Consider the following 14,711-nt stretch of genomic DNA (forward strand, 5'->3'; position numbering starts at 1 on the left):
TGGCCTGTGAATTACCGTTCAGAGCGCTGATTGTATGCGTTCGAAGGCTTTTGCACAGGCACATTTGATATCCAAATGATGGCATTCTGACGAGCAACCCATTCGCTCGCGTTATTGCTCGGAAAGAAAGCTCACCAGTTGCCGCCCATGGGAGCTCAGCGTCTCCCAACCACGCAAGCAAATGCGCAGTTCCAGGGTCGCCCAGCGCTCCTCCAGAGCCACCCGGCGCACCGCCAGTTCCTGCTCGGCGCGCACCGCGGCGGTCTCGGGCATCAGGGCGATGCCGGCGTGCTGGGCCACCAGCTGGGCGATGGCTTCGAAGCTGGGGGCACGCACCCGTACCTTCAGCGGCATGGCCAGGTTCATCGCCAGCTCCTCGACGAAACGCTGCATGGCGCGCTCGGCCGGCAGGCAGACGAAAGCAAACCCCAGCGCATCCGCCAGTCGCAGCTGGCCGCGCCCGGCCAACGGGTGATCGACCGGCACCAGCAACACCAGGCGTTCGGTGCGAAACGGCAGCGACACCAGGCCGTCATTGACCAGGTTGCCGTCGTACACGCCGATCTCGCACTCCCCGGCCAGCACCACGCGCAGCACATCGATGCTCTTGTGCTCGACCAGTTGCAGGTCCACCTCCGGGTAGTCGGCCAGGAACGGCCCGAGCACCGCCGGCAGCAAGGTGCTGTTGGTCACCGTGGAGGCCGCCAGGTGCAGGGTGATGCGCCGCTGGCCGGCAAGTTCGTCGAGGGTGTCGTGCAGCTTCTGCGCCTCGCCCAACACGCCGCGCGCCGACTCCAGCACCAGGCGCCCGGCAGGCGTCAGTTGCATGCCGTCGGCCTTGCGCAGGAACAGGGTCAAGCCACAGCGCGCCTCGAACAGGCGCAGCCGGGTGCTGGCGGCCGATACCGCCACCGGGAAGGTCGCCGCCGCCTTGCTCAGGCTGCCGGTCGCGGCAATGGCCGCGAGCAGGCGCAGGTCCGCGAGGTCGAAGTGCATCAGGGCTTCTCCAAATCAGAACGCCATGTTCGAGAAAAAGCGATTCTAGCCTGCCTGCGTTCTGCGCAGAATAAGCCACGCCCCCTAGCCGTCACGGACCTGTCATGACCCGCCTGCCCGCCCCGCTCCACCGCGCCCTCGCCAACGGCAGCCTGTATGCCGTCCTCGCGGCCCTGGGTTTCAGCTTCAAGGCCATCTTCGTCAAGCTCGCCTATGCCGCAGGCCCGGTGGACGCCATCAGCCTGCTGGCGCTGCGCATGGCCTTGTCGCTGCCGCTGTTCGCCTGGCTGGTGTGGGCCAGTCGTGGCCAGGGCGGTGCGCCGCTGAGCGCCGGCGATGGCCTGCGGGTTGCCCTGCTTGGCCTGTTCGGCTACTACCTGGCCAGCCTGTTCGACTTCTATGGGTTGCAGTTCATCAGCGCCGGCCTGGAGCGCCTGATCCTGTTCACCTACCCGACCCTGGTGCTGGTGATCCAGGCCGTCGTCCAACGCGAACGCCCCACCCTGCGCACGCTGGCGGCCATGGGCCTGTGCTACCTGGGGCTGGGCATCGCCTTCGTGCATGACATCGCCAGCGCGGGCAGCGGCAACCAGGTGCTGGTCGGCTCGCTGTGGGTGTTCGCCAGCGCGGTGACCTATGCCCTGTACTATTCCGGCACCGGGATGATGCTCAAGCGCATGAACTCGATGCGCCTGGCCGGCCTGTGCGGCAGCGCCTCGTCGCTGATGGTGCTGGCCCATTACCTGCTGGTGGCGGATGTCGCGCCGTTGCTGCAACTGCCCAGCGCGGTGTGGCTCAACGCGGCGCTGATGGCGTTGTTCTCCACGGTGCTGCCGATCTACTGGGTGGCCCTGGCGATCCAGCGCATGGGGCCTACGCACACGGCCGCGGTGGGCAACCTGGGGCCGGTGCTGACCATGCTGGCCTCGTGGCTGATCCTCAGCGAGGCGGTTTCGCTGTACCAAGTGGCCGGGCTGGTGCTGGTGCTGTTCGGCGTGTCGCGGCTCAAGCCTGCGAAGAAACCCGAGGCCCAGGCCGCAGCCCCTGCACGGTCCGCGTAGGAGCGGCCTTGCGTCGCGAAAGGGCTGGGCGACCTCCTACAAAGCGCATGTCGCGCTTGTGACCATTGGCGAATCCATGGCATAGAAGCAGTCAACCCGCATTGCGCCACCCTGGAGATTCCCCATGAGCAAGCCCTACGTTCCGCCCAAGGTCTGGACCTTCGAGGCGCCCTCCGGCGGCCAGTTCGCCAGCATCAACCGTCCGGTGGCCGGCCCCACCCACGACAAGCCGCTGCCCACCGGCAAGCACCCGCTGCAGCTGTACTCCCTGGCCACGCCCAACGGGGTCAAGGTCACCATTCTCCTGGAAGAACTGCTGGCCCTCGGCCACAGCGATGCCGAATACGACGCCTGGCTGATCCGCATCGGCGAGGGCGACCAGTTCGGCAGCGGCTTCGTGCAGGTCAATCCCAACTCGAAGATCCCCGCCCTGCTCGACCGCAGCGTCGAACCGCCGGTGCGAGTGTTCGAGTCCGGTTCGATCCTGCTGTACCTGGCGGAAAAGTTCGGCGCCTTCCTGCCCAAGGACCTGGCCGCGCGCACCGAAAGCCTCAACTGGCTGTTCTGGCAGATGGGCTCGGCGCCTTACCTGGGCGGCGGTTTCGGCCACTTCTACGTCTACGCGCCGGAAAAGTTCGAGTACGCCATCAACCGCTTCACCATGGAAGCCAAGCGCCAGCTCGATGTGCTCGACCGTCGCCTGGGCGAAAGCGCCTACCTGGGCGGCGACGCCTACAGCATCGCCGACATCGCCGTGTGGCCCTGGTACGGCCAGCTGGTGCGCGGCAACCTGTACGGCGCGGCCGAGTTCCTCGCGGTGCACGAGTACCCGAACGTGCAGCGTTGGGCCGAAGCCATCGCCCAACGCCCGGCGGTGCAGCGCGGCACCCGCGTCAACCGCACCTGGGGCGAGGAAGCCAGCCAGGTGGCGGAGCGCCACGCGGCCAGCGACCTGGAGTGATCCTGCCACCCCACACACCGCGACGCGAGCACCTCATCCGTGTTGTCTATGCCTCGAGGGGCATAGGCAACCGCGCACACCGCCCCGCCGTTCGATTGCCTGGCTGCAACCAACCATTTCCCCGCTGCATGCCTGCGCCCAGCAGGACCTTCTTGCTACACTCGCCGCCATGATTTTTCCACCTGCACAACTGTGGTGACAGCATGATCGAGGTAACCGAGGTTTCCATTGCCGAGCTGCGCGACGCGCTCGAGTCCGGCCGCACGACCGCCGTCGAGTTGGTCAAGGCCTACCTGGCGCGCATCGACGCCTACGATGGCAAGGACACCGCCACCGCACTCAATGCCGTGGTCGTGCGCAACCCTGACGCGCTCAAGGAGGCCGAAGCCTCCGACGCCCGCCGTGCCCGCGGCGAGACCCTCGGCCCACTGGACGGCATTCCCTACACCGCCAAGGACAGCTACCTGGTCAAGGGCCTGACCGCCGCCTCCGGCAGCCCGGCGTTCAAGGACCTGGTCGCCCAGCGCGATGCCTTCACCGTCGAGCGCCTGCGCGCCGGCGGCGCCATCTGCCTGGGCAAGACCAACATGCCGCCGATGGCCAACGGCGGCATGCAGCGCGGCGTCTATGGCCGCGCCGAAAGCCCGTACAACGCCGCCTACCTGACCGCGCCCTTCGCCTCCGGCTCGTCCAACGGCGCCGGCACCGCCACCGCCGCCAGCTACAGCGCCTTCGGCCTGGCCGAGGAAACCTGGTCCAGTGGCCGTGGCCCGGCCTCGAACAACGGTCTGTGCGCCTACACCCCGTCACGCGGGGTGATCTCGGTGCGCGGCAACTGGCCGCTGACACCGACCATGGACGTGGTCGTGCCCTATGCCAGGACCATGGCCGACCTGCTGGAAATCCTCGACGTGGTGGTGGCCGACGACAGCGACACCCGCGGCGACCTGTGGCGCCTGCAGCCATGGGTGCCGATTCCGGCCGCCTCGAGCGTGCGCCCCCGCTCGTACCTGGACCTGGCCGTAGGCGCCGAGTCGCTCAAAGGCAAGCGCTTCGCCGTGCCACGCATGTACATCAACGCCGACCCCGACGCAGGCACCTCGGAAAAACCCGGCATCGGCGGCCCGACCGGACAGCGCATCAACACCCGCGCCAGCGTGATCGAACTGTGGCAGCAGGCGCGCCAGGCCCTGGAAGCGGCCGGCGCCGAAGTGGTGGAGACCGACTTCCCGCTGGTGTCCAACTGCGAGGGCGATCGCCCGGGCGCGCCGACCGTGTTCACCCGCGGCATCGTCAGCAAGGAGTTCCTCCATGACGAACTGTGGGAACTGTCCGGCTGGGCCTTCGACGATTTCCTGCGCGCCAACGACGATCCCAAGCTCAACCGCCTGGCCGATGTCGACGGCCCGCAGATCTTCCCCCACGACCCGGGCACCCTGCCCAACCGTGAGGACGACCTGGCCGCCGGCATGGACGAATACGTCAACATGGCCAAGCGCGGCCTGAAGACCTGGGACCAGATCGCCACCGTGCCCGATGGCCTGCGCGGCCTGGAAGCCACCCGCAAGCTCGACCTGGAAGACTGGATGGACGCCCAGGGCCTGGACGCGGTGCTGTTCCCCACCGTGGCCGACGTCGGCCCGGCGGACGCCGATGTGAACCCGGAGTCGGCGGACATCGCCTGGAGCAACGGCATCTGGGTGGCCAACGGCAACCTGGCGATCCGTCACCTGGGCGTACCGACCGTGACCGTGCCGATGGGCGTGATGGCCGATATCGGCATGCCGGTGGGGCTGACCTTCGCCGGCAAGGCGTACAGTGACAACAATCTGTTGAAATTCGCTGCTGCCTTCGAGTCGACCGGCTCGCGCCGCATGATCCCGCCGCGTACGCCAAAGCTGGGCTGATTCGCCTGACAACGGGGCCAACTTGCTCCTGCAGCCCGCAGGAGCGGGTTGGCCCCGTTTTCATGTGGGCCAAACAACTGCACTCACCAGATTCAACTTTTTGTGTAAAATTCAACACATTATTGAATCAGGCCCCTTCCCATGCCCTCTCCCACCACCCAGCAAGAACGCCAGCTCACCCTGACTGTTCTCCAGGCCACCCTGCAGGCCTTGGGCAGTGTCGTCCCACGCAACGTCGAGATCCTCCTGCACGACCTCGAACACCCGGAGCACTCGGTGGTGGCGATCGTCAACGGCCATCTTTCCGGTCGCCGGGTCGGCAGCCCGATTCTCGCCGCCCCCGAGCAGGACCAGGGCTTCAAGGCGTTGATGCAGGCTTCGGCCGACCAGCAGGGCTGCGCGCCGGTGGTGCTGCCCGACTACCCCACCACCCTCAAGGGCCGCAGCCTGCGCAGCGCCACGGCGATCTTCCGCGACCGCGACGGCCTGCCCTTCGCCAGCCTGTGCGTGAACACCGACGTCACCGGCCTGGAGGCCGCCATGGCCTTTCTCCAGCACTTCCAGCCACTGGGCGCGACACCGGCGCCGGCCGACGAGGCGGCCGACATGACCGCGCTGATGGCCGGGATCATCCAGGATGCGCTGCAACGCAGCGGCCAGGGGCGGATGAACAAACAGGCCAAGGTCGAGGCCGTGCGCCTCATGCAGGAGCGCGGCCTGTTCATCGTCAAGGGTGGCGTGGAGAAAGCCGCCGAAGCCCTCGGCGTGACCCGCTACACCGTCTACAACTACCTGGAGCAGCTGCGCGGCGAGCCCGCCACGGCTGCCCGCGACTGAACCCCGGAGCCCATCATGCCGCTGCACATTCCTACCCCGCTGATCGAATCCCGCCCATTGTCCCTGAGCGCCGACCGCCCGGTGTGGCTCAAGCTCGAAGCCCTGCAACCGTGCGGCTCGTTCAAGCTGCGCGGCGTCGGCCATGCCTGCGAGGTCCACCATGCCCGGGGTGCCCGGCATTTCGTCTCGTCGTCCGGCGGCAATGCCGGCCTGGCGGTGGCCTATGCCGGCCGCAAGCTCGGTGTACCGGTCACCGTGGTGGTGCCCGAGACCACTACCGAACGGGCCAGGGAACTGCTGCGTCTGGAAGACGCCCGCGTGATCGTGCGCGGCAGTTCCTGGCAGGAAGCCAATGAGCACGCCCAGACCCTGGTCGGCGCGGACGACGCCTTCATCCACCCGTTCGACGATCCGCTGCTGTGGACAGGCCACGCCAGCATGATCGACGAGGTCGCCGCCGCCGGCTTCAAGCCTGACGCGGTGGTGCTTTCGGTCGGCGGCGGCGGCCTGCTCCGCGGCGTGGTTGAAGGCTTGCAGCGCAACGGCTGGCAGGATGTACCGGTGCTGGCGGTGGAGACCGATGGCGCGGCGTCGCTGCACGCCGCCATCGCCGCCGGGCACACCGTGGAACTGCCGCGCATCGCCTCGGTGGCCACTTCGCTGGGCGCCAAACGGGTCGCCGAGCAGGCGCTGGCCTGCACCCGCCAGCACCCGGTGCGCAGCCACCTGATCAGTGACCGCGAAGCCCTCGACGCCTGCGAGCGCCTGCTGCGTGATCATCGCCTGCTGGTGGAACCGGCCTGCGGCGCCGCGCTGGCCCTGCTCGAACAACCCGAGGCCGTGGCCGCCTACGGCAATGTGCTGGTGATCGTCTGCGGCGGCGCCACCGCCACGCTGGAACAGATCCGCGCCTGGCGAGCGGCCTGCTGATTCAGCTGGCATAGCTGAAACCGCGCAGCTGTCGGCAAACACGCTATCGCTATCTTCCGCTTCGGCATGGCGCCCGGCAGCTCGGGGCAGGTCAGGCCCACCCGCGCCTCCACCCAGGCCCAGGCCGACCTGCTGCTACGCAGCCTGCGCCCGGCGCCGTGGCCACTGGGCAGGACCGCCTGATCGCTATATCAATAAAGATACAGCGAGACCTGAATGGTGTTTATTCCGCCACCACCGCCTGCAAACGCGCCCACAACTGCTGCACATGTTCACGCTCGGTCGGCAACGCCCCCACCGACACCCGCACCATCCAGCGCCCGTCCAGGGTCGCCGGGGTCACGTAGGCGTCACCCGAGGCGTTGAGGCGCTCGGCCCAGCCGCGGGTGTGGGCATCCAGCGCCTCGCCCTCGAGGCCCGCCGGGCGATGGCGGATGCACAGGGTCTGCAACTGCACCGGCGCCAGCACTTCCCACTGCGGTGCCGACTCGATTTGTGCGGCCAGCCAGCGGGCGTTTTCCAGGTCGCGGCGCAGGCGTTGCTGCAGGGCCTCGACCCCTTCGCTGCGCAGCATGAACCACAGTTTCAGTGCCCGGAACCGACGCCCCAGCGGGATGCCCCAGTCGCGCAGATTCTTCACCTCGCCATCGACCGCCGACTGCAGGTAGCTGGGGTTGGTGCTCATCACCCGGATCAGGTGCTGCGGATCGCGCACGTAGTAGATCGAGCAGTCGAAGGCCACGCCCAGCCACTTGTGGGCGTTGACCACCACCGAATCGGCTAGCTCGATGCCGTCCCACATCCAGCGGCACTCCGGGAGGATCATCGCCGAACCGGCCATGGCCGAGTCCACGTGCAGCCACAGCTGGTTGGCCTGGGCGATCTCGCCGATCGGGCGCAGCGGGTCCAGCGCGGTGGTGGTGGTGGTGCCGGTGGTGGCGACCACGGCACAGGGCTGGTTGCCGGCGGCCAGGTCCTGCTCGATGGCCTCGCGCAGCGCTTCAGGACGCATGGCGTAGCGGGCGTCGGTGGGGATCAGGCGGATGTTGTCGCGGCCAAAGCCGGCCAACAGCGCGGCCTTGTCCACCGAGCTGTGGGCATGGGCGCTGACGTAGACGATCAACGGTTTGGCCTGGGCCTGCAGGCCGCCATGCACCTGGGCGTGGTCGGTGGCACGCTCGCGGGCACTGATCAGCGCCACCAGGGTGCTGGTCGAGGCGGTGTCCTGAATCACCCCGCTCCATTGCCCGCTCAGACCCAGCAGCTGACGCAGCCAGTCGAGGGTGGTTTCCTCCAGCTCGCTCAGGGCCGGGCTGGACTGCCACGACAGGCCGAGCACGCCCAGGCCGGTGCTGAGGAAGTCGCCGAGCACCGACGACAGGGTGCCGTTGGAGGGGAAGTAACCGTAGAAGTCCGGGTGCTGCCAGTGGGACAGGCCGGGCATCACCAGCTTGTCGACGTCGGCGAGGATGGCTTCAAACGGCTCGCCCTTCTGCGGCGCGCCCTCGGGCAAGGCGGCCTTGAGGTAGCCCGGCTGGACCTGGGCCATGACCGGGCGCTCGCCGACGGTCTGGCGGTAGTCGGCGATCAGGTCGATCAGTTGGTGGCCGTACTGGCGGAATTGTTCGGGTGTCATGCGCGCGCTCCTGGGCGGTGTCCATTGCCCGCAGTCTAGGCGCCTGCCGGTTTGCGAATAACCCCGCTTCGCGCATAGCTGCTATAGCGAAGGCGCATGCCCGCCCTGCACGCCGAACTGCGACTGACGCCACACCTCGAACACCCGGTTGCGCAACCAGCGGTGCTCGGCCGAGGCCTGCAGGCGCTGGTGCCAGACCACCCAATAGCGCTGGGTGTGGTCGATGAAGCCCATCGGCCGCCAGCTCAGGCCATGCAGCCGCGCCAGCTGCCGGGCAATGTGCTCGGGCACCGTGGCCAGGGCCTGGCCATTGCCGAGCACCTGGACCATCGCGCTGAAGAACGGCACCTCCAGGCTGATGCGCCGCTGCAGCCCCTGGGCGCGCAGATGACGGTCGATGAAGCTGTCCTTGTCGCCGCCCCCGGACACCCTTACGTGCTTGAAGGCCAGGTAGTCGTCCTGGCTCAACTCGGCGCGGGCGCTCAGTGGATGGTCGTGACGCATCAGGCATACCGCCCGGTCCTCGCCCAGCAACCGACCGTGCAGGTTGGGCGGTGACTCGTCGAACAGCGTGGTGGCCAGGTCGATCTCGCCACTGGCAAGCAAGGCATACTGCCCGGCCTGCCAGGTGCGGTACTCCAGCGACACCCCCGGTGCCTCCTGCTCCAGTACCTTGACCAGCTGCGGCAGCATGTGCTCGGCCACGTAGTCGGAGGCCGCCAGGCAGAAGCGCCGCTCGCAGCGCGCCGGGTCGAACGCCGCGGGCTGGCGCAAGGCGTTGAGCTCCTCCAGTACCTGGCGCAGCGGTTCGACCAGCGCCTCAGCGTGTTCGCTGAGCACGTAGCCACGGCCCTGGCGCACCAGCAGCGGGTCGTCGAAGGCCTCGCGCAGGCTGGCCAGCTGGCGGCTCAGCGCCGATTGGCTGCAGCCCAGGCGCTCGGCGGCGTGGCTGAGGTTCTTCAGCTGCAGGAGGCAGTCGAGGGTGCGCAGGTGGGCGAGGCTGAGGGAGGCGAAGGTGGGGTGCATGGCACAGGTCCGGAAATGATCGCGGGGCAAGCCCGCTCCCACAGAACGTGCTGGGAGTGGGCTTGCCCCGCGAGGATGACGCGCGGATCAGTCGGTCAGGCCGACATAGACGTTCTGCACGTCTTCGTTCTCGTCGATCGCCTCGAGGAAGGCCTCGACCTCGGCCAGCGCTTCGGCGCTCAGGCCGGCGGCGCTCACCGGGTTCTTAGGGGTGTAGCCGATCTTCGCCGAGGTGACGGTGAAACCATGCTCCGGCAGGGCCTTCTGCACGGCGTCCAGGTCGGTGGTGTCGGTGATGAACAGGGTCGAGCCCTCTTCCTCGCCGTCCTCGAAGTCCTGGGCACCGGCTTCGATGGCCGCCATTTCCGGATCGGCGTCACCTTCCGGGGTGGCCTCGATCAGGCCAACATGGTTGAAGTCCCAGGCCACCGAGCCGCTGGCGCCGAGCTGGCCCTTGCGGAACAGCACGCGGATCTGGGCCACGGTGCGGTTGATGTTGTCGGTCAGGCACTCGACGATCAGCGGCACCTGGTGCGGGGCGAAACCTTCATAGCTGACGGCATGGTACTGCACGGCCTCGCCGTCCAGGCCCGCGCCTTTCTTGATCGCGCGCTCCAGGGTCTCACGGGTCATCGAGGCTTTTTTGGCCTGGACGATGGCCAGGCGCAGGCGCGGGTTCATGTCCGGGTCGGCACCGGACTTGGCAGCGATCTGGATCTCCTTGGCCAGCTTGCCCATGATCTTGCCTTTGGCATTGGCCGCTGTTTCTCTATGTTTGGCTTTCCACTGTGCGCCCATATCGACTCTCTTTGTTTCCGCGGCCGGTTCAGGAAGCGACCGGCCTAAAAGTGGGGAGAGTTTATACGCCCTGCGCGCCGGGTTCGACAAGAAATCGCGTCGGCTTCAGCCTTTGTCCGCCTTCCCCGCCGCCGCCGCGAACTTCGCCAGGCGCACGTCCAGCCGGCGCGGGCGCACGCCGCGGTCCTCGGCGCGTTCCTTGCGGCGGATGGCGTTGCGCACCAACAACGACCCCAGGTAGCGCACCGGCTCCGGCGGAAACTGCCCCAACGGCCCCTTGACCAGCGGCGAACGGGTCCAGGTGTTGTCCAGCCCCAGTGCCAACGACGACAGGATCTGCCCGCCCATGTGACACGGCCCGACCCCGCTGCCGGAGTAGCCGAAGCCGTAGAACACGTTGCCCTGCCCATCGAGCCGACCGAAGAACGGCAGCCCGGTCACCGAACGGTCCGATGGCCCGTTCCAGCTCGCCGCCAGCGGCACCTCGGCCAGCGCCGGGAAGAACTCGGCCAGGCTTTCGCGCAGCAGCGGCTGGTACGGCGACGGCTGGTCGAACACCGGCAGCATGCGCCCGCCATAAGCAAAGGTGTTGCCGCCCTTGCCGAGCATCAGCCGGCCATCGGAAGTGTTGTGGTAGTAGTGCACGAAGATCCGCGAGTCGAGCACGCTGACGCCGCTGTCCAGGCCGATCCGGCGCAGCAGCTCGGGGCATGGCTCGGTGATCACCATGTCGCTGGAGACGATGGCCACGCTGCGCTCGAACTGCGGGAAGGCCCGCGCCATCCAGGCATTGAGGCCCAGCACCACGCGGTCGGCGCGGACAGTGCCGGCGCGGGTGCGCACCTGCACCGGCGCGCCATGCTCCAGGCCGGTCATCGCCGTGCCCTCGTGGATGCGCACGCCACGTTGCAAGGCCACCCGGCGCAGGCCGCGCACCAGCCGCCCCGGCTGCACCGTGGCCGCGGCCGGCGAATACCAGCCCTCCAGGTGCCGTTCGGAACCGGCCAGGCGCTGCACCTGTTCCAGCGCCAGGCGCTGGAACGAGTTGATGCCCTGCTGTTCCAGCGCAGCGATCACCGCATCGGTGCCGCCGAGCTGGGCCTGGTTGGTGGCGGTGTAGAGGGTGCCGTCCATGCGGTAGTCGCAGCGGATGCCGTTGGCCGCGCAGAACTCGCCGATGGCGCCGATGCTGCGCTCGGACTCGCGCACCAGACGCACCGCCTCGGCCACCCCGAACAACCGCTCGAGGGTGAAGTACTTGGCCGACCAGGACAGCGCGCAACCACCATTGCGCCCACTGGCCCCGGCGCCGCAGATATCCGCCTCGATCAGCAGCACCTCCAGCTGCGGCGCCTGTTCCTTGATCATCAGTGCGGTCCACAGGCCGGTGTAGCCGCCGCCGACGATGCACACGTCGCAACGCACGTCACCGGCGAGCGGCGGGCACAGCGCTTCGTCTTCCTGGTCCAGGGCCTGTTGCAGCCAGAAGGGTCTCATCTACTCGCTTTCCTTTAGGTACGCAGTGGCTTGATCGCCATGCTGGTATTGGGTGCCACGTCATTGGCCTGCAGGGCAGTCGCCGGGCGGCTGTTCCAGTGCGGCAGCAGCACCAGGGCGGAGAACAGCGCGGTGCCGGCGAAGACGATGAACACCGTGACGCTGTCGAAGTAACCGGGCAGCAGGCCGCCGAGCACCGCGCCCACCGAGCCGCAGCCGTTGACGAAGCCGGCCGCGGTGGCACCGGCCTTGGCCGTGCCAAAGTCGATGGCCGCGGCGCCGCTGATCATCGAATCCGGGCCGTACAGGGTCAGGCCCATGACGAACAGCAGGGCCACCACCAGCAGCACGCTGCCGCTGTGCATCGCCGCCATGAAGCCGGCCAGGGTCAGGGTCAGCAGTACCAGGCTGATCACGCAGGCCGGCATGCGTCGGGCACCGAACAGCTTGTCCGAGGCCAGGCCGATGAGGATCGGGCCGAGCAGCCCGGCCAGCTCGAAGGCGGTGGGGATGATCGCCGCGCCGACCTTGCCCACCGACGGCATCTGCTCGAAGACGATCACCGGGCCCCACAGCAGGATGGCGTAGCGGGCCGGTTTGAGCATGAAGTAGGCCAGGCCCAGGGTCAGCACCGTGCGGTTGCGCAGGATCTCGCGCAGCGGCGACCACACGCTGCAAAGGTTCGCCCCCGGGGCCATGCTCTGCGGCTCGGGCTCCACCGCCGGCAGGCCGACATCCTCGGGCTTGTTGCGCTGGAAAATGAAGAACAATACCGCCACCGCGGCCACCACCACGGCGCTGGAGAAGAACGCCGCGTGCCAGGTGCCGACCAGGGTGTAGGCCCACCAGCCGGCGAACGGCGAGGCCACCAGGCCGCCAAAGGCGTAGCACGAACTCCACAGCCCCAGCACCCGGCCGCGCTGGGAGGCCGGGAAGAAACTGCCGATGTTCTTGCACAGTCCCGCCCAGCCGGTGGACTGCGCCAGCCCCTGGATCAGCATGCAGGTGGCGAAGATCGGGAAGGTCGCGTAGCTGCCCATCACCACCGCGGCCGCCGCGGAGATCAGCAGCCCGCCGAGCACCACTACGCGGGGGCCGAATCGGTCGGCGAGCATCCCCCAGGTGAACTGGCCCACGGCGTAGGCGGCCAGGTAGATCGCGTCGAGGTTGGCCATGGCGGCCTTGTCGAGCATGAAATTCGGATCCTCGCCGATGCCGAGCTTGGCCACCGAGAAGGCCTTGCGGGTGAAGTAGAAGGCGGCGTAGGCCAGCCAGGTGATCGCGAAGATCTGCACGCGCCAACGCTTGATGGCGCCCAGGGATTGATTCATTGACTCTGACCTCTTGTTTGAGTGTGCCGGCAGAATGTGAAGAAACGCCTGTCTTGTTGTTGTGTTGCGCACTGCGTGACGGAGGGACGTCACCTGGTCAGATGGCGGTGGTGCCGCCATGGCCGACATGCCGCCGCTCGTGGCAGCGTGGTCGGGTTGAAACACATGGAAACAGCTGCTGACTGATAAATAAAATCGATTTATCGTATTTCACACATAAGCCCAGCTTTTAAGTGGAGTGTTCGATGTCGGTCTCCCATGCTCAACTCAAGGCCTTTCATGCGGTCGCCGAACAGGGCAGCTTTACCCGTGCGGCGCAGAAGCTGTTTCTGACCCAGCCGGCGGTGTCCGACCAGGTGCGCAAGCTCGAGGAGCGCTTCGGCGTGCTGCTGTTCCAGCGCAACAAGCGTTCTGTACAACTGACCGACCTGGGCGAGCGCCTGCTGGGCGTGACCCAACGCCTGTTCGCCTGCGAGGCCGAGGCCGTGGAGCTGCTGCAGGACTCCCGCGCCCTGCACACCGGCAGCCTGACCCTGGCGGTGGACGCGCCGGTGCACGTGCTGCCGCAGATCGCCCGGTTCTGTCAGCGCTATCCGGGGATCCAGGTGAAGATCGAGACCGGCAATACCGACGAGTCGCTGGCCCGGCTGTTCAGTTACCAGGCGGACCTGGCCCTGCTCGGGCGCGATGTCGATGATGAGCGGTTGTTCTGCGTGCCGATGCGGCGTGACCCGATGGTGGCGTTTGTCTCGCACAACCACCCGTGGGCCAGCCGGGGGCAGATCAGCCTGGCGGATCTGGACGACACGCCGCTGGTGCTGCGTGAGCCGGGGTCGGTGACGCGGCAGACGCTGGAGGAAGAAATGCAGCGGGCCGGGTTGCGGATTCGGCCGGCGATCCAGGTCGAGGGGCGCGAGGCGGCGCGCGAGGCGGTGGTGGTGGGGATTGGGGTTGGGGTTGTTTCGGCGGCGGAGTTTGGGGCTGATGCGAGGGTTTGTGCTTTGCCGATTGTGGATTGTCGGCGGCATTTGACTGAGACGTTGGTTTGTTTGAGTGAGCAGAGGACGCGGCGGGTGGTGGCTACGTTTTTGGAGATGGTTTTGGAGGGGGTTTAGGGCTGGAGCTGGTTACTTGGTGATTTTTTTGATTTTTGTATGCACATTCGTAGACAATATCGACATTTAGTCACCTTTTCGCCTTTACGGCGACCTACTTTTCTCTAGGGAAAAGTAGGCAAAACCGTTCCGCTCCGTTCATCCGGCCCCTACGCTTCGCTCCGGGGTTCCCTCGCTCCGTTCTGGCTCCCGGGAGGACCGCGCTGAACGCCCCATCCTGGGGCGCAGCGCTTGACGGCCATCCATGGCCGTCACCTCCCTTCGCAAGAACTCCGCTCGGCCTCCTGAAGTCGCAATTGGCGGCGCCTGGACTACCGCGCGCTTAGAAGCAAGAGCAAGAGCAAGAGCAAGAGCAAGAGCAAGAGCAAGAGCAAGAGCAAGAGCAAGAGCAAGAGCAAGAGCAAGAGCAAGAAGCGCGAAGTTAGTTGTTTGGCCATTAGTTATGTATTGGCTGTTCCGGCCCTTTTCGCGGGGCAATCGAGAGATTAATTAAGCTCTAACTAGCGACAGCTGCGCCAGTTCAGGCGCCGCCCGTAACTTGCGCGACTTCAGGAGGCCGAACGCAGGACTTGCGGAGGGAGGTGACGGGCATGGATGCCCGTCAAGCGCTGGGGCC

Annotated in this window: 12 protein-coding genes; 6 read left to right on the plus strand and 6 right to left on the minus strand. The window is 67.1% G+C overall.

Annotation, left to right across the window (positions count from 1 at the left end):
- Positions 1 to 111: 111 nt before the first annotated feature.
- Positions 112 to 996 carry a LysR substrate-binding domain-containing protein gene (locus tag AC25M7_RS22950; RefSeq protein ID WP_069015812.1) on the minus strand — a complete coding sequence of 295 codons (885 nt, stop codon included), beginning with the start codon at positions 994 to 996 and terminating at the stop codon, positions 112 to 114.
- Positions 997 to 1,100: 104 nt separating this feature from the next.
- Between AC25M7_RS22950 and AC25M7_RS22955 the strand changes: the two genes are divergently transcribed.
- The 5 genes from AC25M7_RS22955 (at position 1,101) to AC25M7_RS22975 (ending at position 6,692) form a co-directional block, all read left to right on the plus strand.
- Positions 1,101 to 2,057, plus strand: a complete 957-nt coding sequence (locus AC25M7_RS22955) for a DMT family transporter (protein ID WP_486971503.1) — start codon at positions 1,101 to 1,103, stop codon at positions 2,055 to 2,057.
- A 124-nt stretch (positions 2,058 to 2,181) separates the two neighbouring features.
- Positions 2,182 to 3,018: a glutathione-dependent disulfide-bond oxidoreductase gene (gene yghU, locus AC25M7_RS22960; RefSeq protein ID WP_062363434.1), complete on the plus strand. Its 837-nt coding sequence runs from the start codon at positions 2,182 to 2,184 to the stop codon at positions 3,016 to 3,018.
- A 203-nt stretch (positions 3,019 to 3,221) separates the two neighbouring features.
- Positions 3,222 to 4,925: an amidase gene (locus AC25M7_RS22965; RefSeq protein WP_028688735.1), complete on the plus strand. Its 1,704-nt coding sequence runs from the start codon at positions 3,222 to 3,224 to the stop codon at positions 4,923 to 4,925.
- Positions 4,926 to 5,066: 141 nt separating this feature from the next.
- Entirely contained in the window at positions 5,067 to 5,762 is a 696-nt protein-coding gene (locus tag AC25M7_RS22970) for a helix-turn-helix transcriptional regulator (protein ID WP_062363432.1), read from the plus strand.
- 15 nt (positions 5,763 to 5,777) lie between these two features.
- On the plus strand, positions 5,778 to 6,692 hold the full coding sequence (locus AC25M7_RS22975; protein ID WP_486971504.1) for a pyridoxal-phosphate dependent enzyme: 915 nt from the start codon (positions 5,778 to 5,780) through the stop codon (positions 6,690 to 6,692).
- Positions 6,693 to 6,915: 223 nt separating this feature from the next.
- Here the strand turns inward: AC25M7_RS22975 and AC25M7_RS22980 are convergent, their stop codons facing one another.
- The 5 genes from AC25M7_RS22980 to AC25M7_RS23000 all read right to left on the minus strand — a co-directional run bounded on the left by AC25M7_RS22980 (position 6,916) and on the right by AC25M7_RS23000 (position 12,980).
- Complete coding sequence (locus AC25M7_RS22980) at positions 6,916 to 8,328, minus strand: DOPA decarboxylase (RefSeq protein WP_062363426.1); 1,413 nt, start codon at positions 8,326 to 8,328, stop codon at positions 6,916 to 6,918.
- 81 nt (positions 8,329 to 8,409) lie between these two features.
- On the minus strand, positions 8,410 to 9,354 hold the full coding sequence (locus AC25M7_RS22985) for a LysR family transcriptional regulator (RefSeq protein ID WP_028688731.1): 945 nt from the start codon (positions 9,352 to 9,354) through the stop codon (positions 8,410 to 8,412).
- A gap of 87 nt (positions 9,355 to 9,441) precedes the next feature.
- Positions 9,442 to 10,152 (minus strand): YebC/PmpR family DNA-binding transcriptional regulator, encoded by a 711-nt coding sequence (locus AC25M7_RS22990; protein ID WP_028688730.1) that lies wholly within the window; start codon positions 10,150 to 10,152, stop codon positions 9,442 to 9,444.
- Between the two features lie 105 nt (positions 10,153 to 10,257).
- Positions 10,258 to 11,649 carry an FAD-dependent oxidoreductase gene (locus tag AC25M7_RS22995; RefSeq protein WP_486971505.1) on the minus strand — a complete coding sequence of 464 codons (1,392 nt, stop codon included), beginning with the start codon at positions 11,647 to 11,649 and terminating at the stop codon, positions 10,258 to 10,260.
- Between the two features lie 14 nt (positions 11,650 to 11,663).
- The gene (locus AC25M7_RS23000; RefSeq protein ID WP_028688728.1) at positions 11,664 to 12,980 is read right to left on the minus strand and encodes an MFS transporter; all 1,317 of its coding nucleotides are present in this window, start codon (positions 12,978 to 12,980) and stop codon (positions 11,664 to 11,666) included.
- 245 nt (positions 12,981 to 13,225) lie between these two features.
- Here AC25M7_RS23000 and AC25M7_RS23005 point away from each other — a divergent pair, with 245 nt between their 5' ends.
- Positions 13,226 to 14,095, plus strand: a complete 870-nt coding sequence (locus AC25M7_RS23005; protein WP_062363416.1) for a LysR substrate-binding domain-containing protein — start codon at positions 13,226 to 13,228, stop codon at positions 14,093 to 14,095.
- The last annotated feature ends 616 nt before the right edge of the window (positions 14,096 to 14,711 follow it).

It is taken from the genome of Pseudomonas sp. P106(2024) (assembly GCF_057480815.1).

Bases quoted from the DNA above. Each gene is read 5' to 3' on its own strand.
- AC25M7_RS22995 (WP_486971505.1), bottom strand. From the start codon at position 11,649: ATGAGACCCTTCTGGCTGCAACAGGCCCTGGACCAGGAAGACGAAGCG.
- AC25M7_RS23005 (WP_062363416.1), top strand. From the start codon at position 13,226: ATGTCGGTCTCCCATGCTCAACTCAAGGCCTTTCATGCGGTCGCCGAA.
- AC25M7_RS22980 (WP_062363426.1), bottom strand. From the start codon at position 8,328: ATGACACCCGAACAATTCCGCCAGTACGGCCACCAACTGATCGACCTG.
- AC25M7_RS22955 (WP_486971503.1), top strand. From the start codon at position 1,101: ATGACCCGCCTGCCCGCCCCGCTCCACCGCGCCCTCGCCAACGGCAGC.
- AC25M7_RS22985 (WP_028688731.1), bottom strand. From the start codon at position 9,354: ATGCACCCCACCTTCGCCTCCCTCAGCCTCGCCCACCTGCGCACCCTC.
- AC25M7_RS23000 (WP_028688728.1), bottom strand. From the start codon at position 12,980: ATGAATCAATCCCTGGGCGCCATCAAGCGTTGGCGCGTGCAGATCTTC.
- AC25M7_RS22975 (WP_486971504.1), top strand. From the start codon at position 5,778: ATGCCGCTGCACATTCCTACCCCGCTGATCGAATCCCGCCCATTGTCC.
- AC25M7_RS22970 (WP_062363432.1), top strand. From the start codon at position 5,067: ATGCCCTCTCCCACCACCCAGCAAGAACGCCAGCTCACCCTGACTGTT.
- AC25M7_RS22965 (WP_028688735.1), top strand. From the start codon at position 3,222: ATGATCGAGGTAACCGAGGTTTCCATTGCCGAGCTGCGCGACGCGCTC.
- yghU (WP_062363434.1), top strand. From the start codon at position 2,182: ATGAGCAAGCCCTACGTTCCGCCCAAGGTCTGGACCTTCGAGGCGCCC.
- AC25M7_RS22990 (WP_028688730.1), bottom strand. From the start codon at position 10,152: ATGGGCGCACAGTGGAAAGCCAAACATAGAGAAACAGCGGCCAATGCC.
- AC25M7_RS22950 (WP_069015812.1), bottom strand. From the start codon at position 996: ATGCACTTCGACCTCGCGGACCTGCGCCTGCTCGCGGCCATTGCCGCG.